We start from the raw sequence: 19,309 nt of genomic DNA, 5'->3' as shown, positions 1-19,309 counted from the left end.
TCTACACCCACTCCGTCACCGATGTCCTGACACAAGAAACGTCACCGATGTCCTGAGGCAGAACTGTCACCGATCTCCTGAGACATCACATGGCAGGCGTTTTGACATTAGGCGGGCGTTTCCGGTCCAAGGCAGGCGAATCGGCGTGCTGCGGAGGCCGACGGGAGGGAGCGGTGGGCGGGTGACTTAAGGATGGGGTGGTCACGAATCGCCGCTTTTCTTCGGCGGGACCGCGACGTCAACGCTGCCATGGAAGCGGGACGGCGATTCGTGACCGTGGCAGTTTCGCCTGTCCTGTTCCGGGTTTCCCGCCTGTCACGCCCAACCTGGCTCGGGAGGTCCATTCAGAAGACAGTGAAGCACCTGTTTCGAGCCACTTTGACCGCTTGCCTGAACAGGCCCCGTGGTCACTCATTGTTGACAGGGTCCCAAGGTTTGGCCGAGCTCGTCCACCCACATCCACCTGCCCCCAAGGGGCATGAGCATGGTCTCATCGAAACGCGTCGCGTCTTTCACCGTCACCTCCCAGGCCTGGGAGTCGAAGGCCGCAATCTCAATCGACATGTTCTTCCTTGAGGTGTCCGCGTATCCCCGCAGTGTCAAATCGTTGCACTGGGAGGCCCACTTGGCGCATTGCTCAATTGTTTTCCAAGGGAGTGGAACGACGGTGTGCTCGGCGAGGTCAAATATCCGCCTCACCTCGTCGGGAGTCCCTGCCTTCGTCACCACCCAGGCGTCGGCCATATCCCAGAGAAGTCCCGCTGGGCGGACTGCGGGGATGACGTCCGCAAGATCAATGAATCTTCCTCCTGCTTGGGTCGGGATGTCGAACCGAAGCCTTCTCCCAGTCACTGGAGTCTCCTGTGAGGCAAGGGAAGACCGGAGGTGCAGTTTGCCTGTGGGGCGGAACGGGTTGGCCAGTTGCGAACACAGTTGGGGTGCGTGGGGCAAGGCGGACGACGAGGAGCACACTGGAGCGTGGCAATCGAGGAGGACAACGCTGCCAAGGGGTCACTGGAGCGGACGCAGTGGATTCGCCTGTCCGCGCACCCTCTGATCCGCGATGCTCCGCCGAGACGGTGGACGGTTTCGCTGATGGGTCCCTCGTCGAATCCGAGCTCAATCACCGATCGTTCCCATCCGGCGATGGGTCGTTGGCCTCCATTGCGGCAAGGGCGTTGGCGGCGGCGTGGATGACGGACGGCCAGCGGTGGTCGGCGAGATATACCTGGTCGGGTACGTCGCCGAGGTCGTCGATCATGGGTCCCAGGACGGTGTCAAGGACGTCGAGGGCTGGTGCCTCTGATTCGTGGATCAGGGATCCGATGCTCGCCTCAGGGTTCGGTATGACCGTGGTGTCGTCGTAGAGGATGTGGATGCAGAGGTCGAGATGGCCCCAGCCGACCCACTCGCTGTACTGGGTCGCGGGGTCACTGAGGGAACGTAGCGCGTTGACCACCTCAGCCCGCATGTACGGGAACTCGATGGGGTCCTTCGAGACCTGGCCCATGGCATTGAGCGTAGACGGTGCGTGGACAGGGGGGGCGCACCGTGGGCCGGACGCGAACCGCCGCCCTTGTTCGTTGAGACCCTTGAAACGCTTCAAGATTCGTGACCGTGAGGTGCGGGATGAGCTGTGGCTGCTCCCCTCGGGCGAGGCCCCGAACACTCCGTGTGTTCGTCGGTGCCGACGGACCGAGAGGACTCGCTATCGTGACGCTGCAACCGACAGACAGGACACCGCATGAACTCCAAGGGCCGGGTCACGCTCCCCATCGAGCAGGGGATGGACGACCAGCTTCCCGAGATCCTGGCCCGGCTCGGGGCCGACGCCGTGCGCAACTCGGATGGGACCTGGCTTCCCGAGATCACGCCGCAGCTCGGGGTGAAGGTCTACGAGACCTACTTCCCCTCACGCGGTGACCAGGAGTTCGCGCTGGCCAACCCCGACTGTCGGCCCCGCTTCTACCTCATGTCGGAGCGGGTCGCGGCCCCCGACTCGGGTCCGTTGACCATCGACGTCATGGCCGGGTACTACCGGCTCCAGGTGGAGCCCGACCAGGGCGACGCCCAGCGCTGGTGGGAGGTCATCGACCGCACCTCCGGCGAGGTCGTCCCCGTGGCGGGGTGGAGCATCGACGGGGCGGGCACCGAGGTCACCGTCACCATCGCCGAGCCGAAGCCGTTCCACGTCTACACCGTGAGTTTCCTCGCGTGGCAGACCTGGGACTCCACCCAGATGTACAACTACATCACCAACAACTGGGAGAACGACCCGACGCGGGTGCGCGAGATCGGTTACGACGCCCGGCACCCGGTCGCCTGGCAGCACATGGTCTCCTCCCTGGAGCGTTGGTGCCGGGAACGCCCCGAGGTGGACGTGGTGCGTTTCACCACGTTCTTCTACCACTTCACGCTGGTCTTCAACGACGCCGCGAAGGAGAAGTTCGTCGACTGGTTCGGCTACTCCGCCTCGGTCTCACCCCTCGCGATGGAGGCCTTCGAGGCCGAGTACGGCTATCGGCTCCGCGCCGAGGACTTCGTCGACGAGGGCTACTACAACAGCTCCTTCCGGCCGCCGTCGCGCACCTACCGGGACTGGATCGACTTCCAGACCCGATTCGTGTGCGCCAGGGTCAAGGAACTCGTGGACATCGTGCACGCCCACGGCAAGGAGGCGTTGATGTTCCTCGGGGACAACTGGATGGGCACCGAACCCTATGGGGAGCACTTCGCCGCCACCGGGATCGACGGGGTCGTCGGCTCCGTCGGTTCAGCCGCGACCTGCCGCATGATCTCCGACATCCCCGGGGTCAGGTACACGGAGGGGCGGTTCCTGCCTTACTTCTTCCCGGATGTCTTCCGCGAGGGTGGCGACCCGCTGGGGGAGGCCAACTCCTCCTGGCTGCAGGCCCGCCGCGCCATCGCCCGGCACCCCCTCGACCGCATCGGCTACGGCGGATACCTCTCCCTGGCCGTGAAGTTCCCCGAGTTCATGGCCCGCGTGGAGCAGATCTGCAACGAGTTCCGCGCCATCCACGACCTCGGCGGCGGTCGACGTCCCGCCACCGCCCCCATCCGGGTGGGGATCCTCAACGCCTGGGGAAGCCTGCGGACCTGGCAGACCCACATGGTGGCGCATGCCCTGTGGTACAAGCAGATCTACTCCTACCTCGGGGTGCTGGAGGCCCTCGCCGGCTTGCCGTTCGACCTCGCCTTCGTCTCCTTCGACGAGGCACGCGCCGGGGCGCTCGACGAACTCGACGTCGTGATGAACATCGGGGCCGCGGAGACGGCCTTCTCGGGCGGGCCCGAATGGCGGGACCCCGAACTCGCCGTGGCGGTACGACGGTTCGTCGCCCGTGGCGGCGGCCTCATCGGTGTCGGCGAGCCCTCCGCGGTGCTGCGCGAGGGGGCCTACTTCCAGCTGTCGGACGTGCTCGGGGTGGACAAGGAACTCGGCATCTCGCAGTCCACCGACCGGTATCCCGTCGAACACCCCGACCACTTCATCACCGCGGACCTGGATCGGCTTGACGTCGGGGAGGGGGCCGGCGACATCTTCGCCATCGACGACGCCACCCGCATCCTCCGGCTCAACGGGGCCTCCGTCGACCTCGCCGTGCGTCGGTGTGGTCAGGGGCGGGCCGTCTATGTGGCGGGGTTGCCCTACTCCGCTGACAACTCACGCCTGCTGCATCGAGCCCTCTACTGGGCGGCCGGTCGCGAGGACGAGTTCGACACCGCGTGGACGCCGTCGAACGTGGCCGTGGAGGTGGCGGTCTACCCCGAGGCGGGCAGGGTGCTCGTGATGAACAACTCCCGTGAGGCCGTCTCGACCGTCGTCGCCGGTCGTGCCGAGGGGCTCACCGGGGAGGGGGAGCCGCGACGCCACGAGCTCGATCTGGCCCCCATGGAGTCCCGCTGGTTGGAGCTGTGAGGGCGTAGACTGCGGGGGATGACCAGGCCCGACCCGGAGTGTTTCGGGGACCAGGAGTTCGAGGACTCCCTGGAGCCCCACCATCTCATCCGACGCGCGGAGGCCGTCGCCCGCGCGGGTGGGCTCATGCTGGGGGCGGGTACGAGTGCCCTGCGGGTCCGGCAGCTGATGCGCCGCGCCTCGGCGGCCCTCGGGCTGGATCGGATGGCGGCCTCCATCGGCTTCACCGAGCTGACGATCACCGTCGGACGCCGGGGCGTGTTCCGGACGCTGGTCACCCAGGTGCGGCGCCCCCAGGTCAACGCCCACCGCATCGCGGTGCTGCAGCAGCTCAGTCGTGACATGCCGGAGCGGATCACCGCGACGGAGCTGCACCAGCGTCTCGACGCCATCGAGGGACATCCCCAACTCCACCCGGCGTGGCTGCGGGGACTCCTCGTCGCGCTCGCCTGCGCGGGCATCGCCCTGCTGGCCGGTGGCGGGCCCCGGGAAGCAGCAGCGGTCATCCCTGCCTCGGGACTGGCCTACCTCATGTTCCGCAGACTCGGTCGGTGGCACCTCAATCATCTCGCCGTGGTGGTTTCCTCCGCCCTGACCGCATCAGCGGCCTACCTCCTGGCAGCCGCGGTGATCCAAGGGATCCTGGGGGAACCGAGCCCGAATCTGGCCGCCGGGTTCGTCTGCGCCTCGATCTTCCTCATCCCCGGGTTCCCGCTCGTGACGGCGGGCCTTGACCTCACCCGGCTCGACCTCACGGCGGGTGTCTCCCGGACCGCCTACGCCGCCATGATCCTCATCGCCATCATCATCGGGGTCTGGGTCGTGGCGAAACTGGGTGGCATCACCGCGTTCCCCACCCCGGTGACGGCCCTGCCCCCGGCCCTGCTGTGGGGGCTACGTCTGGTGGCGAGTTTCGTCGCTGTCTTCGGGTGGGCGTTCATGCTCAACTCGCCGCTTCGGGTGGCGCTGGTCTCGGCGGGCATCGGCGTGGCCGGGAGCAGCACCCGACTGGCCATGACCGACGCCGGGGTGGCCGACCACGTTGCGATCTTCACGGCCTGCGTCCTCATGGGTGTGACCTGCGCCTGGTTGGCGCACCTCCTCGGTCTGGAGAAGATCATCATGACGGTGCCGACCCTGCTCGTGATGTTCCCCGGCTCGTCGGCCCTGCGCACCCTCCTGTACTTCGACGCCGGGGACATCGGCCACGCGGTCGCCCAGGGCATCGCGACGCTGTTGGGGGTCATTGCGATGGTGGCAGGGCTGTCGGCTGCGCGGATGCTCACCGACCCGGAGTGGATCTTCACCCGCGACGACCCGCCCACGTTGCGTCTTCCCCTCACGCGTCGTCGCTCCAAGCCGTGACTTCCTGCAGTGGGGGCAGCGGGCGGGGCTGACTCCGGAGCCGGTACTGTTCAACTGTGAGATGCGAACGTAGGGGTCCTCACCGTCCCGGGCAAGGTCTACGCTGGGCGCGGTACTTCTGGGGCGTGTTGCTCACCACGGTCGGCGGTATGAGCTTGATCGCCAAGGTGATTGGGGTCATCTCAGGAGGACCATTCCAGATGATGGGACTTGAGCTGACCATCGTGTGTGTTCTGGTGGGGCCGTACCTCCTGCTCAGACGTGACAAACGGCCTGTGAAGCAGCCTCAGAGGGAGTGGGCGCCACCCGTGGTCCCGCCGCCGCACCCTGTGCGCCCGGTTGTGCCGCCTCCCAACGTTGAATCGGTCGTGAGAGTCATCGTTGACGACTCCCGTGAGCCCATGGATGAGCGGATCCGCAAGCTCAGTAATCTCCGCTACGAACGACTCATCACCGAGGAGGAGTTCCAGGCTGCCAAGGCAAAGCTCCTCGGCATCAACTGAGCTCCTCCCGGATCAACTCGACGACCTCGGCGGTGTCGGTGTGGCTGGTGTCGACGGTGATCGTCGCGAGCTGCGCGTAGGTGGGGCCCCGCTCCTCGAGGAGCCGACGGAGCCGGTCCAGGGGAGCCTCGCCCGCGAGGAGGGGACGTGACCGGTTCCTGCCGATCCGGCGGGCCGCCTGTTCGGGGGTGACCTGCAGCCAGACGACGGGGTGCCCGGTCAGGGCCTGCGCGATCGTGGGGGTCATGGGGGCCCCGCCGCCGAGGCTCAGCACGCCGGGGGAGGCCAACAGCTCCAGGGTGAGGTCGCGCTCGAGTTCACGAAAGTGGGCCTCCCCGTCGCTGGCGAAGATCTCGGCGATGCTGCGGCCCTGGCGCTGTTCCAGCACGTGATCGACGTCGAGGTGTGGGACCCCGAGACGGCGGGCCAGCCTCGGCCCCACCGTCGACTTGCCCGCGCCGGGGAGCCCGATGAGCGCGACGGCCGGGGCGGGCAGCTGGGCGGCCATGAGGTCCAGCACCGGCTGGAGCTGCTCGACCGGGATCTGCCCCGGTGCGGAGGCCCTGCCCGCCGTCGCGAACGTGGCGCACGAGCCCGTGAGCTGAGGGCAGAGCCGGGTGACGAGCCCGAGCCCGCCCATCGCCATCGTCATCACCGGGGTGGCGGGGTGCCGGGAGGTCATCGTCCAGGTGGCGGTCATGAGGTCGAGGACATCCCCGGGGGAGTGGGGCATGACGGCCGCTTTCACGACGGCACATCCCCGCTCCTGCATCGCGACGAGTTCGGCCACGAGTTCGTCCCGGGTGGGCGTTGCCGCGAAGTCGTGCACACTGCCGATCACCGCCACCCCGGCACTCACGGCGGCGGCCATCACGGCGTCCCCGGCGGAGCGATCGAAGCGGTGCTCGACGTCGACGGCATCGATCATCCCCGAGGCGATGGCGGCGACATTGAGTTCCTCGTAGCGCCCCGGCGCGATGTCCTGGGCGCCGCCCTCGGCGCGGCTGCGGAAGGTGAACAGCAGTGGCCTGTTCCCGATGACCTCCCGCAGCCGGGGCGAGATCCCCGCGATGGCTGTTGGTGAGGGGGTCGGGGCCAGATGGTCCACCCGCCACTCGATGATGTCGAGGTCCACCCCCGACAGGTCGGACGCCCGGGCGAGCAGTTCCTCGACCGTCTCCCCCAGGACCGGGACGATCACCTTTGGGCGCCCCGTCCCCAGGCACACGTCGCGCAACTGAACCGATCCCATGGCGTCAGGCTAGCGGTACGTCACCCCGGGGTTCCGCTGATGACCACTACACTGTGCCATCGATTGCATGAAGGAGAGACATGCCCGCGCTTCGTTCCCGCACGTCCACCCACGGCCGCAACATGGCCGGTGCCCGCGCGCTGTGGCGCGCCACCGGGGTCACAGAGGAGGACTTCGGCAAACCGATCGTCGCCGTGGCGAACTCCTTCACCCAGTTCGTGCCCGGGCATGTGCACCTCCGCGACATGGGGGCACTGGTCAGTGGCGCCATCAAGCAGGCGGGGGGGATCGGGCGGGAGTTCAACACCATCGCGGTTGATGACGGGATCGCCATGGGCCACGGCGGGATGCTGTACTCGCTGCCGAGCCGGGAACTCATCGCCGACTCGGTGGAGTACATGGTCAACGCCCACTGTGCCGACGCGCTGGTGTGCATCTCCAACTGCGACAAGATCACCCCGGGCATGTTGCTGGCCGCCCTGCGCCTCAACGTCCCCACCGTCTTCGTCTCCGGCGGCCCCATGGAGTCGGGCAAGGCCATCATCCGCGACGGGGAGGCCACCACGTCGCTCGACCTCGTCAACGCCATGACCGCTGCCGTCGACCCAACCGTCTCCGACGAGGAACTGGGCCGCATCGAACGCAGCGCCTGCCCCACCTGCGGTTCGTGCTCCGGGATGTTCACGGCGAACTCGATGAACTGTCTGCTGGAGGCCATCGGCCTGGCCCTGCCCGGCAACGGTTCCACCCTGGCCACGGCCGCGGCCCGGCGGGACCTGTTCCTCGAGGCGGGGCGGCTCGTCGTCGAGCTGTGCCGCAGGTACTACGACGAGGACGACGAGACCGTGCTGCCCCTGTCCATCGCCACGAGGGAGGCGTTCTGCAACGCCATGCGCCTCGACGTGGCGATGGGCGGCTCCACCAACACGGTGCTCCATCTGCTGGCCGCCGCCCAGGAGGCCGGGGTGGACTTCGACCAGGACGACATCGACGCGATCTCCCGCGTCACCCCGTGCCTGGCCAAGGTCGCCCCGAACTCCGAGCGCTACTACATGGAGGACGTGCACCGGGCGGGCGGTATCCCCGCGATCCTCGGCGAACTGCACCGGGGCGGCAAGCTCGACGAGGCGGTCCACGCGGTGCATGCGCCGAGCCTGCGGCAGTGGCTCGCGGACTGGGACATCCGGGGCGGGGAGGCGACGTCTGCCGCGGTCGAACTCTTCCACGCCGCCCCGGGCGGGGTCCGCACCACAGAGGCGTTCAGCTCGACCAACCGGTGGGAGAGCCTCGACCTGGACGCCGCCACCGGGTGCATCCGCTCCGTCGAGCACCCGTACACGCGGGACGGGGGCCTCGCGGTGCTGCGGGGCAATCTCGCCCCCGACGGCGCGATCGTCAAGACCGCCGGGGTTCCCGAGCACCAGTGGGAGTTCACCGGAACGGCCTTCGTCACCGAGTCCCAGGAGGAGGCCGTCGAGTCCATCCTCGGCGGCAGGGTGAAGGAGGGCGACGTCGTCATCGTCCGGTACGAGGGGCCGAAGGGTGGGCCGGGGATGCAGGAGATGCTCTACCCGACCAGTTACCTCAAGGGACTGGGGCTCGGACCGAAGTGTGCCCTCATCACGGATGGGCGGTTCTCCGGCGGCTCCTCAGGGCTGAGCATCGGCCACGTCTCACCGGAGGCGGCCTCCGGGGGTCCCATCGCCCTCGTGCGCACCGGGGATCGAATCCACATCTCCATACCGAACCGCACCCTCACCCTCCAGGTGAGCGACGAGGAACTTGCGGATCGTCGTGCCGAACTCGAGGCCGGTGTCGGCTACCAGCCGGCGACGAGACAGCGCCCGGTCTCCACGGCCCTCAGGATCTACGGTTCCCTTGCTCAGTCCGCGGACAAGGGGGCCTCGAGGCGGTTCTGCTGAACGCACACGGGGAGGGACTCCTCCGGTGCCGTGCCGCGACGGAGGAACCATGCGGCGAACAGGGTCACCACGGCGACCACGCCGATCGCGGTGAGCACCGGGTTGTGGCGCCACGCCGCGACGAGCAGCGCCCAGGAGATGAGCCCGCCGGTGCCGTAGATGAGGGCCCAGATCATGCAGCCGACGGTCATCGCCGGTAGATAGCGTCGCAGGGGCATCCGGGTCACCCCCGCCGCCAGGTTCGTCATCGTCTGGAGGCCGATCACGAGGAAGCTCAGGGTGATGGCGGGGGGACCCCAACGGTTGATCAGCGCCGAGGCGCTCTGGTACCCCTTCGTCTCCAACGCCCGCCGCCAGCGGGTCCGACCGGTTCCCGCGATGATGCCCCGCCCGATCCAGTAGGTCCCGTTCGCCCGCAGCATGACGATGACGAAGAAGGCGAACACCGTCCACCAGAAGGGGAGCTGCCAGTCGGCGGGATTCATGGGGTCCTCTCGATCGGGGAGACCCCAGCTTAGGTCACCCTCACCCCGGCTTCCAAAGGGCGAGCTGACCCGGCTTCACAACCAGCCACGGGACCTGAACAGCAGGTACATGATGAGACCCGAGACCAGCATCAGCAGCAGGGCGAAGGGGTAGCCCCAGATCCATCCGAGCTCCGGCATGTGCTGGAAGTTCATCCCGTAGGTGCCCGTGATGAGGGAGGGGACGAACAGCACACCCGCCCAGGCCGCGATCCGCCTGGACGTCTCGCCCTGCTGCAGCGCGGCCTGCGTCATCGCCGCCATCTCCTCGTTCTGCCGTTGGGTCTGCAGGGCCTGGTTGACCTGCAGGATCGACTGGAGGTTGTCGCGCATCGAATCGGTGCGCTCGTTGAGGGCGATCGCGTGATCCTCGATGTCCCGCAGTTCCTGCAGCCGCCGCACCCCGAGACCGGTGAAGGCCCGGTCCGTGCGCAACGTGTCGATGATCTGCCGGAGCGGCCGCAGCGCCCGCTGGAACTCGATGACCTCGCGGGAGAGCTGGTGGATGCGCCGGCTCGCCTGGGCATGGCCGCTGAACACCTCGGTCTCGATCTCGTCCACGTCGTTCTCCAGCCCCCGCACCACCGGCTCGTAGTCGTCGACGATGATGTCGAGGAGTCGCAGCAGCACCATGGGTGAGCCCTTCTCCAGGCGCTGGGGATGGGCCTCGAGGTCGTTGCGGAGCCGAGTCAGGTCCGGGGACTCGGAGTGGCGGACGGTCACGATGAACCGCTCCCCGGTGAAGGCGTGCACCTCGCCGAAGAGCACCTGCTCGTTGCCGTCGTCGTAGTGGGCGGCCCTCAGGACCATGAACAGGGTGTCCTCGTAGCGTTCCAGCTTCGGACGCTGATGGGCGACGATGGTGTCCTCGACCGCCAGGGGGTTGAGCCGGAACTCCTGCGCGAGACGCGTCATCTCGTCCTTGCCGGGCCGGTACAGGCCGAACCAGGCGAAGGCCTCGGGATGATCCGCCATCAGGGAGAACGCCTCCTCGAGGGTGGCGGCCGTGGCGACGCAGCGGCCCCGGACGTAGAGCCGGGCGTTGACCAGGGAGTTGCGTCCCGTCAGGTCCGGTTCCGGGGGCGACGGCAGGTCCAGGGGCTCGGGTGCCTCGGCGTTGCGACGGATGAAGGGGCGGAACGGATTGCGGGACATGTCACCTCCTGGTCGGGTCATCCTGGAGACTATCCGCACGGGGTGAGCAGCGCACCCACCGCGATGACGGGCATGCTGAGTACCGTCGTCGCCACGGACACCTGTTGGATGAGTGGGACCTCCACGTCGTAGCGGATCGCATGGACGAGCACCACCTGCGCCGTCGGCAGGGCGGACAGCACCGTCGCTGCCCGCACCTGCTCGGGACCCATTCCCGCCAGCGTCGCGATCGTCCACGCCGCGGCGGGCATGAGCAGGCACTTGGCGGCCACCATCACGACGGCTCGGGACGTGAGGCGTCGGGGCAGCCCGGAGGCGCGCAGCCCCAGACCGAAGGCGATGAGCATGAGCGGGATCGACATCTCCGCCAGCAGGTCGATCGGCGCGGAGATGAAGGCCGGCAGCTGCACCCGGGACCAACCGACGAGGAAACCGAGCATCGTGCCGAGGGTCACGGGATTGGACAGCACCAGGCGGGCGAGGGCGCCGACCCCCAGCCGACGCGAGTCGCCTCGCGCCCGGACGGCATCCATGAGCAGCAGCGCCAAGGGCTGGAGGAACATCACCTGGACCAGGAAGAGCGGGGCCACCCACGCCGCGTCCCCCAGGACGTGGTGGGCGATGGGGAGTCCCAGGTTCGCGGTGTTGGTGTAGGCGGCACCCATGGCCGTCATCACCTTCCGCTCGGTGCTGAGCCGCCAGCCCACGACCACCGACACCGCAACGGTGAGCAACGAGGCGCCGAGGAAGGCCAGCAGGTAGGAGCTGAACAGGGCCGAGGGGTCGGCCCTGGAGGCGACCTGGAACATCTTCGCCGGCGTGGCGACGTAGAAGGCGAGGGCGGCGACGGTGCTGACGGCCTCCTTCGGGAAGGCCTTGAGGCCCCCCAGGGCATGGCCGACCGCGACGGCCACGAGGATCGTCGAGAAACCGGTCAGCACGGCGAGCACGAGAACAGGTTATGCCCCCGGTGGGGAAGGGCTTTTGCCTTGCGTGCCCTCGGTGCTCTGCTAGGTTGACCCCCAAGGAGGTTCGCACCGTGGCTGACATCGAGGACTTCGATCTGGACGAGACCACCCGGCAGGCATGGGTGGACTTCACCGAGCGCCTGACCGAGGTGCTGTCCGTCATGGACGCCAGCGAGGACCTGACCATCTCCGTCGCGGGAGGGGAGAACCCCATCGACTCCCCGGCCGTCCGATTCTCGGCCGACGCAGGCGGGGTGATCCGGGCGAGGCTGGTCAACGTGGACTCGTCGAGGCTCGAGGAGGCCGGGTGGGAACCCGACGGGGCCAGCTGGGTCACCAGCCGGGACCAGGACAATCTCGCCGAGCTCGCCCAGCTGACCACCAGCGCGATGTCCGACATCGTCGGGGTGCTGCACCCGATCTTCCTGGAGCCGGATCAGCTCGCCGAGATCCTCAAGCCGCAGGAGAGCACCCCCCTGCCGCCCACCCCTGGTCAGTTCGGGATCGTGATGCCCGCGAACCAGGCGCAGCTGGACGCCATCGTCGACGAGGAACTGACAGGCATGTTCGGCCAACCCGCGCTGCGCAACGCGCAGGGGGACGTCGCGATCCGGGTCGGCTCCACGGTCGTGTTCTGTCGTTCCACCCCCGACTTCAGGGAACTGGTCCTCTTCGCGCCCCTCGTGCACGACGTGAGCGGCCGGTCCCGGGCCTGCGAGGTCCTCAACGACCTCAACGTCGAATCCCGCTACTGCCGGTTCGCGCTGCACCGGGATCGGGTGTTCGCCCAGGTGTCCGTGCCGGCGCAGCCCTTCGTGCCCGCCCACCTGCGGCAGGCGCTGGAGTCGATCTCCCAGGTCGCCGACGGCATCGACAACGAACTCGCCCAGAAGCTCGGCGGACACACCACCTACCCGCCCGCGCTCTGATCCGCGTGCCCCACATCACCCGCCGTCGGGCTACAGTTCTCACATGACGGATGAGAGCACGGAACACCGCAGGCGTGTCCCGCTGCTCGGGAGCCACGGGCCAACGGGGTCCCGGTCCGGAATCGTCGAGGGAGAGCAAGATGACTGAGAACAAGCCGAGGCTGATCGTCGTCGGGGTCGACGGCAGTGAGGACGGACTGCGCGCGGTCAAGTACGGCGCCTCGTACGCGGCCGCCATCGGCGGTGAGTTGCTGCTGGTGCACGCCGTCGATGACGCGATGCTCGCCGGGGCGTGGGGCGTGGTCTACGACCCCGAGGTCCTGCAGAACGCCGGCGCCAGCGCGAACGAGGTCGCCGCGGGGATCGCGAAGGAGTGCGGCCTCACGGACGAACGGATCCGCACGGAGGTCGTGCTCGGGTCGCCCGGCGGTGTGCTCGGCCGGCTGTCCGAGGTGGCCGATCTCATCATCGTGGGTCGCCGCTCCGTGTCCGGTCTGGAGCGGATGTTCGTCGGCTCCACCAGCGTCTCCGTGGTGGCCAGCTCGTCCTGCCCGGTGCTGGTCATCTCCGCGGCCGCCCACCCCCAGGACGTCGGCCACAAGAAGCTCATCGGTGTCGGGCTCAACACCAGCCCGGGCAACCGCTCCACCCTGATCGCCGGCTTCGAGGAGGCGGCCCTTTGGGGATCCCGCTTGGAGATCGTCCACGCCCTGCAGCCCCCCATCGGGTTGTTCGGGCCGAAACTGGGGCCGGCCGACCTCGAGGAGCACCTCCGGTTCACCCGTGGCGGCATCGAGGCGATGGCGGCGGAGCAGGCGAAGGCATACCCGGACGTCGAGTACGAGGTGGTCGTGGTGGCCGCCACCCCCATCAACGAACTCGTCACCCGCTCCGAGAACTACGACGTCCTGGTGCTCGGCACGGGCGAGGAGACCATCCCCGGCTTCGGGCTGGGCGGTCTGCTGCGTGGTCTGATGGCCCACGCCCTCTGCCCCCTGCACATCACGCACGGGAAGTGAGTCAGCCGAGCCTGACCTTCGACGCGGCGCTTCCGATCTCCTCGGAGGCGCCGCGCATCGCGTCGTTGATCCGGGACCACCAGGTGGTCGTCGTGGCGGGGGAGACCGGATCGGGCAAGACCACGCAGCTGCCGAAGATCTGCCTCCTGGCGGGCAGGGAACGGATCGCCCACACCCAGCCCCGACGGATCGCCGCCCGCACCGTCGCCCACCGCATCGCGGACGAGTGCGGTGTGGAGCTGGGGGAGTTCGTGGGGTACCAGGTGAGGTTCACCCGACGGGTCAGCCGGGCCACCCGCATCAAGGTGATGACCGACGGGGTCCTGCTGAGCGAGCTGTCCCACGACCGGGACCTCAACCGCTACGACACGATCATCATCGACGAGGCCCACGAACGCAGCCTCAACATCGACTTCCTGCTCGGCTACCTGAAGCAGCTGCTGGAGCGTCGCCCGGATCTTCGGGTCATCGTCACCTCCGCCACCATCGACACGGCCCGTTTCGCCGCCCACTTCGGGGACGCCCCCGTCGTGGAGGTCTCGGGGCGCACCCACCCGGTCGAGATCCGCTACGAACCCATCGGCGAGGACAGCGACGAGGTCGACGCCATCGCCGAGACCGTCCGGGGGATCGCGGCCACCACGGGCACCGGCGACGTGCTGGTGTTCCTGTCGGGGGAGCGGGAGATCCGGGACGCCGCCGAGGCCATCGACGCCCTGCGGTTGCCGGGGTGGGAGACGGTGCCGCTGTACGCCCGGCTGGCGGTGGCCGATCAGCAGCGGGTGTTCCAACCCCACCAGGGGCGACGCGTGGTGCTGGCCACCAACGTGGCGGAGACCTCGATCACGGTGCCGGGCATCCGGTTCGTCATCGACGTCGGTCTGGCGAGGATCTCCCGTTACTCGGCCCGCACCAAGGTGCAGCGGCTGCCCATCGAGCCGGTGTCGCAGGCGTCGGCGAATCAGCGGGCCGGCCGGTGCGGACGACTCGGCCCCGGCGTGGCGATCCGGCTGTACTCGGAGGAGGACTTCGCCTCCCGTCCCGAGTTCACGGAGCCGGAAATCCTCCGCACCAACCTCGCCACCGTCATCCTGCAGATGGCTCAGGCCGGGTTGGGCGACGTCGAGAGCTTCCCCTTCGTCGAGGCTCCCGTCGGCTCCCAGATCAGCGATGGTCTGCGGGTGTTGACGGAGCTGGGCGCGATCCATCCCCGCCGACGCCGGGAGCACGTCCGCCTGACCCGCATCGGGCGGCTGCTGGCCCGGATGCCGGTGGATCCCCGGCTCGGTCGGATGCTCATCGAGGCCTCCCGCCGGGGGGCCCTCCACCAGGTTCAGGTGCTCGTGGCCGGGTTGACGGTGCCCGACATCCGGGAGCGCCCGGCCGAGCACCAGCAGGCCGCCGACGACCTGCACCGCAGGTTCACCGTCCCGGCTTCCGAACCGGGCACCCCGGCCGCCTCCGCCGAGCCGCGTCGCCACACCGTGCACACCGGGACCCGTCCCGCCAAGGAAGGGCCGAAGGGGCTCGTCGGCGGCGACTTCGAGGCCCTCATGAACGTCTGGACGTATCTCAGGGGGAAGCGACGCAAGCTCTCGGGCAGCGCCTTCCGGAAGCTGTGTCGCGCGGAGTTCCTCCACTTCGTGAGGTTCCGGGAGTGGGAGGACCTGGTCTCCCAGCTCCGCGAGGTCTGCCGGGAGCTGGAGCTGCCGGAGGACGGGACCGCGCCGTTCGAGGTGGTGCTCGACTGTCTGCTCACCGGGATGCTGTCCAACATCGGGCTGGCGCTGCCCCCGCCGGCCAAGGTCCAGGGCCGCAGGCGTCCCCTCACCGAGTACCAGGGGTGCCGGGGCGCGCGGTTCGCGATCTCCCCGGGCTCGGCCTGTGCCCGGAGCACCCCGCCGCTGGTCGTGGCCCACGAGCTGGTCGAGACCTCCCGGCTGTGGGCCCGCACCGTCGCGCCCGTGACGGCCGCCCAGATCGAACGGGCGGCCGGTGACCTGGTGACCCGCACGCTCAGTGAACCCACCTTCTCGCCGCGCAGCGCGACGGTGGTGGCCTCGGAGACCGTGTCCCTGTTCGGGGTGCCGATCGTCTCCGGCCGCCGCACCAACTACGCGGCGAGTCATCCCGAACAGGCCCGGGAGATCTTCATCCGCTCCGGGCTGGTCGAGGGGCAGTGGGAGACCCGCAACCCCGTCGTGGTGGCGAACCGCTTCGCCCACCAGGAGGCGGAGGAACTGGCGGATCGGATGCGGCGACCCGAGCTGCTCATCTCGGATCAGGACCTGTACGACTTCTACGACCGGGTCCTGCCGGGGACGGTGGTCTCCGGGGCGACGTTCGACAAGTACGTGCGCGGCCTCGACTCCGATGCGGCGCTGCGGCTGACCCCCGCCGACTTCATGACCGACCCGGGTCAGGTCCGGGTGCAGGACTTCCCCGACCGCTGGCGGCAGGGCGATCTCGAACTGCCGGTGTCCTATGTCTACGATCCCGGCACCGGGGCCGACGGAGTGAGTATCGAGGTGCGGTTGGAGCAGCTGGGGGTGCTCGACGTGGCGCCGTTCACCTGGCAGGTGCCCGGGCTCCGGCTGGACCTGGCCGTCGCCCTCATCAGGTCCCTGCCGAAGCGGATCCGCACGTCGTTCGTCCCCGCCCCCGACCACGCGCGCCGCGCGCTGGCGTGGCTTCAGGAGCGTGGCGTCGGTGAGGAGGTCCCCTTCGCCCGGGCGATGGCGGAGGCACTGCTCGCCCTGACCGGGACGAGGATCGCCCCCGACGACTGGAACCCGGCCGCCCTCGACCCGCACCTGCGCCCGACCTTCGTGGTCGTCGACGGTGGTCGGGAAGTCGCGCGCGGGGAGGATCTCGAGGCGCTCAAGGTCCGGCTGTCGGCGAAGGTGGCGGGGAAGCTGACCCGGTCGGCGGGGCGGCTCGCCGCCACGGGGGCCACCCGGTGGACCTTCGGCACACTCCCCACGACGGCGGAACTCGGCGGCGGGGTCACCGGCCATCCGTGCCTCGTCGACGAGGGCGCCAGCGTCGGCGTGCAGGTCGCGGACACGGCGGAGAAGGCGCGACGCAGTCACGCGATGGGGCTGCGTCGCCTCATCACGCTCGTCAACCCCTCCCCGCTGAAGTGGGTGGTCTCCCACCTCGGCAACGCCGACAAGCTGGCCCTGGGTGGCAGCAGCTACGACACCGTCCCCGCCCTGCTCGAGGACGCCTGGCTCAAGGCCGTCGACCGGCTGACCCGACGGTTGACCGACCCCGAGGCGGTGCGCGACGAGGCCACGTTCCGCGCCGTCGCGGAGCAGGTCCGTGCCGACACGGCCGAGACCACCGCCCAGGTCGTCGCGACGGCGGCGCGGGCGTTGGCGGCCCAGGCCCGGGTGGAGCGTCTCCTCGCCGCCCGTCCCGCCGGGGACGAGACCGCCGAGGACATCACGGAACAGTTGGGAAACCTCACCTTCAACCGCTTCATCTCGGCCACACCGGACCCGTGGTTCGACCGGATCCCGGTGTGGATCGAGGCCTGCGAGGCGCGGCTGCGCTCCCTGGGGAAGAACCCCTCGCTGGCGGCCCGCAACCGGGCGGAGATCGCCCGGCTCGAGGAGCGCTACGCCGAGCTGTGCGACGCACAACCCCCCGGCCCGTTGCCCGAGGCGGTGGAGGAGATCGCCTTCCTCCTCGAGGAGTTCCGGGTCAGCCTGTTCGCCCAGGGCGTGAGGACCGCGGTTCCCGTCTCCGCGAAACGCATCGTTCAGGCGATGGGGCAGTTGGGACAATAATGGTCCGGTGCCAGCTACTCCTGAAGACCTGATCCGCCTGTTCGACCTCGTCGAGGTGGGAACGGACAAGTACCGCGGCCCCCAACCTGACACCGAGTGGCAACGTCTGTTCGGTGGCCAGGTGATGGCCCAGACCCTCGTGGCCGCGATGCGCACCGTTCCCGGGGCCCGTCGGCTCCACTCCCTGCACGGCTACTTCCTCAGGCCGGGCTCCCGGGAGGAGAGCCTGCGTTTCGAGGTGGAACACGTCCGTGACGGACGGACCTTCTCGGCCAGACGGGTCATCACGCGGCAGCACGACAACGTCATCTTCGACCTCAACGCGTCGTTCCAGGAGCCTGAGCCGGGACTGTCCCACTCGGCCCAGCAGCCCCGCGACGTGCCCCGGCCCGAGGACTGCCCCTCGCTGGGGGAGGTGTTGCAGGCACGTTTCGGGGCGCCGATCCGGATGTTGGCGGAGTGGGACGCCCTCGACGTGCGCCTCGCGGGCACGCCCGGGTCCACCCCGGAGGGTGGGGTGATGCGGGCCTGGGTCCGCACTCAGGGTCCCCTCCCCGAGGATCCCGACCTGCACACGGCGATCCTCGCCTACCTCACCGATGTGCTGCTCCTCAGCGTCTCAACGGTGCAGCACGAGGTGGAGTTCCTCTCCCCGTCGATGCAGGCCGCCTCCATCGACCACGCCATGTGGTTCCACCGTCCTGTCCGTTGTGACGAGTGGCTGCTCTACGACATGGTCTCCCCGTCCGCATCGGGAGCCAGGGGGTTCTGCCGCGGCGCTCTGTTCCAGAACGGGGAGCTGGTGGCCTCCTGCGCCCAGGAGGGACTCATCCGGATCATCGACTGAGGTGGATGACGTGCCCCCCCCCCCGGAACGGCCGGGAAACCGTTCCGGGGGGGGCACTGCGCTGGTCGGGTCAGGCTGCGGCCTGGAACTCGCGCATCTTCGCGAGGGCGAGCCGTTCGATCTGGCGGACCCGCTCGGCGGTGATCCCCCAGTGCTGCCCGATGTCGGCCAGCTTCGCCTGGCGGCCGTCGAGGAGGCCGTAGCGGCGACGCACCACGTCAGCCGAGCGATCGTCGAGGGAGGCGAGCATGCCGTCGAGGCGGGCTCGATCCACCGCGTCGAGGACGACCTCGTCCGGTCCCGGGGCGGTCTCCCGGGCGATGAGGTCGCCCAGTGCCGTGTCGCCGTCGGCCTCGACGGGGGCGTCGAGGGAGACGTGGTCCCGGGAGTACCGGATCAAGTCGACGACCTTGTCCTCGGGGAGGTCGAGCTCCTGGGCGATCTCCAGCACCTCGGGGTCGCGGCCGAGCTGGCGCTCCAGGTTGCGGCGCACGGCCGAGACCTGGTTGACCTGCTCGGCGACGTGGACGGGGAGCCGCACGATGCGGCCCTGCTGGGCGATGCCACGGGAGATCGCCTGACGCACCCACCAGGTGGCGTAGGTGGAGAACTTGAACCCCTTGGTGTGGTCGAACTTCTCCACCGCCCGGATCAGGCCGGTGTTGCCCTCCTGCACCAGGTCGAGCAGGGGCATCTGGGCGCGGCCGTACTTGCGTGCCACGGAGACCACGAGCCGGAGATTCGCCTGGATGAACCGCTGCATGGCCCGTTGGCCCAGCTCGACGAGTTCCTCGAGTTCCTCCCGGGTGGCGTCCACCGAGGTCGTCTCGTTGCCGTCGAGGATCTCGGAGGCGAACAGTCCCGCCTCGATCTGGCGCGACAGCTCCACCTCCTCCTCAGCGGTGAGCAGGGGCGTCTTGGCTATCGAGTCGAGGTACAGTCCCACGGCATCCTTGCCATCGATGCCGTCGGTGCTCCTCGTCCGTGCAGTCGTGATCATTCGTTCCGCCTTTCTGACGTCTACACCCATCCAAACGCGTGGCGGGGCCAGAATGTTCCAGAAATTGTGACCTAATCGTTATCTCAGGGGA

General features: G+C 68.8%; 15 protein-coding genes. 8 read left to right on the top strand and 7 right to left on the bottom strand.

Translation table 11 applies throughout. The features are described from left to right. Positions 1-411: 411 nt before the first annotated feature. Complete coding sequence (locus tag EII35_RS06090) at positions 412-852, bottom strand: hypothetical protein (RefSeq protein WP_125227570.1); 441 nt, start codon at positions 850-852, stop codon at positions 412-414. Positions 853-1,123: 271 nt separating this feature from the next. Continuing rightward, on the bottom strand, positions 1,124-1,510 hold the full coding sequence (locus EII35_RS06085) for an SCO4402 family protein (protein ID WP_125227569.1): 387 nt from the start codon (positions 1,508-1,510) through the stop codon (positions 1,124-1,126). A 234-nt stretch (positions 1,511-1,744) separates the two neighbouring features. Here EII35_RS06085 and gnpA point away from each other — a divergent pair, with 234 nt between their 5' ends. The 3 genes from gnpA to EII35_RS16465 all read left to right on the top strand — a co-directional run bounded on the left by gnpA (position 1,745) and on the right by EII35_RS16465 (position 5,808). Then, on the top strand, positions 1,745-3,940 hold the full coding sequence (gene gnpA, locus EII35_RS06080) for a 1,3-beta-galactosyl-N-acetylhexosamine phosphorylase (protein WP_125227568.1): 2,196 nt from the start codon (positions 1,745-1,747) through the stop codon (positions 3,938-3,940). An 18-nt stretch (positions 3,941-3,958) separates the two neighbouring features. Continuing rightward, on the top strand, positions 3,959-5,305 hold the full coding sequence (locus EII35_RS06075; RefSeq protein ID WP_125227567.1) for a threonine/serine exporter family protein: 1,347 nt from the start codon (positions 3,959-3,961) through the stop codon (positions 5,303-5,305). A 368-nt stretch (positions 5,306-5,673) separates the two neighbouring features. Further along, positions 5,674-5,808, top strand: coding sequence for a hypothetical protein (locus EII35_RS16465; protein ID WP_260465032.1), 135 nt, complete (start codon positions 5,674-5,676; stop codon positions 5,806-5,808). On the opposite strand, the gene aroD is transcribed toward EII35_RS16465, so the two are convergent. Continuing rightward, complete coding sequence (gene aroD / locus EII35_RS06065; RefSeq protein WP_125227565.1) at positions 5,801-7,060, bottom strand: type I 3-dehydroquinate dehydratase; 1,260 nt, start codon at positions 7,058-7,060, stop codon at positions 5,801-5,803. The genes EII35_RS16465 and aroD overlap by 8 nt on opposite strands. 80 nt (positions 7,061-7,140) lie before the next feature. Between aroD and ilvD the strand changes: the two genes are divergently transcribed. Then, entirely contained in the window at positions 7,141-8,982 is a 1,842-nt protein-coding gene (ilvD, locus tag EII35_RS06060; RefSeq protein ID WP_125227564.1) for a dihydroxy-acid dehydratase, read from the top strand. Here the strand turns inward: ilvD and EII35_RS06055 are convergent. The 3 genes from EII35_RS06055 to EII35_RS06045 all read right to left on the bottom strand — a co-directional run bounded on the left by EII35_RS06055 (position 8,943) and on the right by EII35_RS06045 (position 11,611). Continuing rightward, the gene (locus tag EII35_RS06055; protein ID WP_125227563.1) at positions 8,943-9,467 is read right to left on the bottom strand and encodes a DedA family protein; all 525 of its coding nucleotides are present in this window, start codon (positions 9,465-9,467) and stop codon (positions 8,943-8,945) included. The genes ilvD and EII35_RS06055 overlap by 40 nt on opposite strands. Positions 9,468-9,542: 75 nt before the next feature. Beyond that, a complete protein-coding gene (locus EII35_RS06050; RefSeq protein WP_125227562.1) occupies positions 9,543-10,661 on the bottom strand; it encodes a magnesium and cobalt transport protein CorA in 1,119 nt (372 codons plus the stop codon). Between the two features lie 29 nt (positions 10,662-10,690). Continuing rightward, positions 10,691-11,611 carry an AEC family transporter gene (locus EII35_RS06045; RefSeq protein ID WP_125227561.1) on the bottom strand — a complete coding sequence of 307 codons (921 nt, stop codon included), beginning with the start codon at positions 11,609-11,611 and terminating at the stop codon, positions 10,691-10,693. A gap of 89 nt (positions 11,612-11,700) precedes the next feature. On the opposite strand from EII35_RS06045, the gene EII35_RS06040 reads away from it, so the two are divergent. From EII35_RS06040 to EII35_RS06025, 4 genes are all read left to right on the top strand, one after another. Further along, on the top strand, positions 11,701-12,558 hold the full coding sequence (locus EII35_RS06040; RefSeq protein ID WP_125227560.1) for a T3SS (YopN, CesT) and YbjN peptide-binding chaperone 1: 858 nt from the start codon (positions 11,701-11,703) through the stop codon (positions 12,556-12,558). A 140-nt stretch (positions 12,559-12,698) separates the two neighbouring features. Continuing rightward, positions 12,699-13,577, top strand: coding sequence for a universal stress protein (locus EII35_RS06035; RefSeq protein WP_185744203.1), 879 nt, complete (start codon positions 12,699-12,701; stop codon positions 13,575-13,577). Then, complete coding sequence (hrpA, locus tag EII35_RS06030; protein WP_260465031.1) at positions 13,574-17,371, top strand: ATP-dependent RNA helicase HrpA; 3,798 nt, start codon at positions 13,574-13,576, stop codon at positions 17,369-17,371. The genes EII35_RS06035 and hrpA overlap by 4 nt, the downstream gene beginning before the upstream one ends. 7 nt (positions 17,372-17,378) lie before the next feature. Next, the gene (locus EII35_RS06025; RefSeq protein WP_125227558.1) at positions 17,379-18,218 is read left to right on the top strand and encodes an acyl-CoA thioesterase; all 840 of its coding nucleotides are present in this window, start codon (positions 17,379-17,381) and stop codon (positions 18,216-18,218) included. 70 nt (positions 18,219-18,288) lie between these two features. On the opposite strand, the gene EII35_RS06020 is transcribed toward EII35_RS06025, so the two are convergent. After that, positions 18,289-19,218: a sigma-70 family RNA polymerase sigma factor gene (locus EII35_RS06020; RefSeq protein WP_125227557.1), complete on the bottom strand. Its 930-nt coding sequence runs from the start codon at positions 19,216-19,218 to the stop codon at positions 18,289-18,291. Between the last annotated feature and the right edge of the window lie 91 nt (positions 19,219-19,309).

The organism is Arachnia propionica (genome assembly GCF_003932785.1).
GTDB classification, from domain to species: Bacteria; Actinomycetota; Actinomycetes; order Propionibacteriales; family Propionibacteriaceae; genus Arachnia; species Arachnia propionica_B.
Note: the sequence above shows the minus strand (reverse complement) of the source record. Positions and strands in the feature narration are given on the sequence as shown.

Excerpts from the sequence above, each read along its gene's own strand:
- EII35_RS06055 (WP_125227563.1), bottom strand. The coding sequence starts at position 9,467 with ATGAATCCCGCCGACTGGCAGCTCCCCTTCTGGTGGACGGTGTTCGCC.
- EII35_RS06085 (WP_125227569.1), bottom strand. The coding sequence starts at position 1,510 with ATGGGCCAGGTCTCGAAGGACCCCATCGAGTTCCCGTACATGCGGGCT.
- EII35_RS06035 (WP_185744203.1), top strand. The coding sequence starts at position 12,699 with ATGACTGAGAACAAGCCGAGGCTGATCGTCGTCGGGGTCGACGGCAGT.
- EII35_RS06075 (WP_125227567.1), top strand. The coding sequence starts at position 3,959 with ATGACCAGGCCCGACCCGGAGTGTTTCGGGGACCAGGAGTTCGAGGAC.
- EII35_RS06020 (WP_125227557.1), bottom strand. The coding sequence starts at position 19,218 with ATGATCACGACTGCACGGACGAGGAGCACCGACGGCATCGATGGCAAG.
- ilvD (WP_125227564.1), top strand. The coding sequence starts at position 7,141 with ATGCCCGCGCTTCGTTCCCGCACGTCCACCCACGGCCGCAACATGGCC.
- aroD (WP_125227565.1), bottom strand. The coding sequence starts at position 7,060 with ATGGGATCGGTTCAGTTGCGCGACGTGTGCCTGGGGACGGGGCGCCCA.
- EII35_RS06050 (WP_125227562.1), bottom strand. The coding sequence starts at position 10,661 with ATGTCCCGCAATCCGTTCCGCCCCTTCATCCGTCGCAACGCCGAGGCA.
- gnpA (WP_125227568.1), top strand. The coding sequence starts at position 1,745 with ATGAACTCCAAGGGCCGGGTCACGCTCCCCATCGAGCAGGGGATGGAC.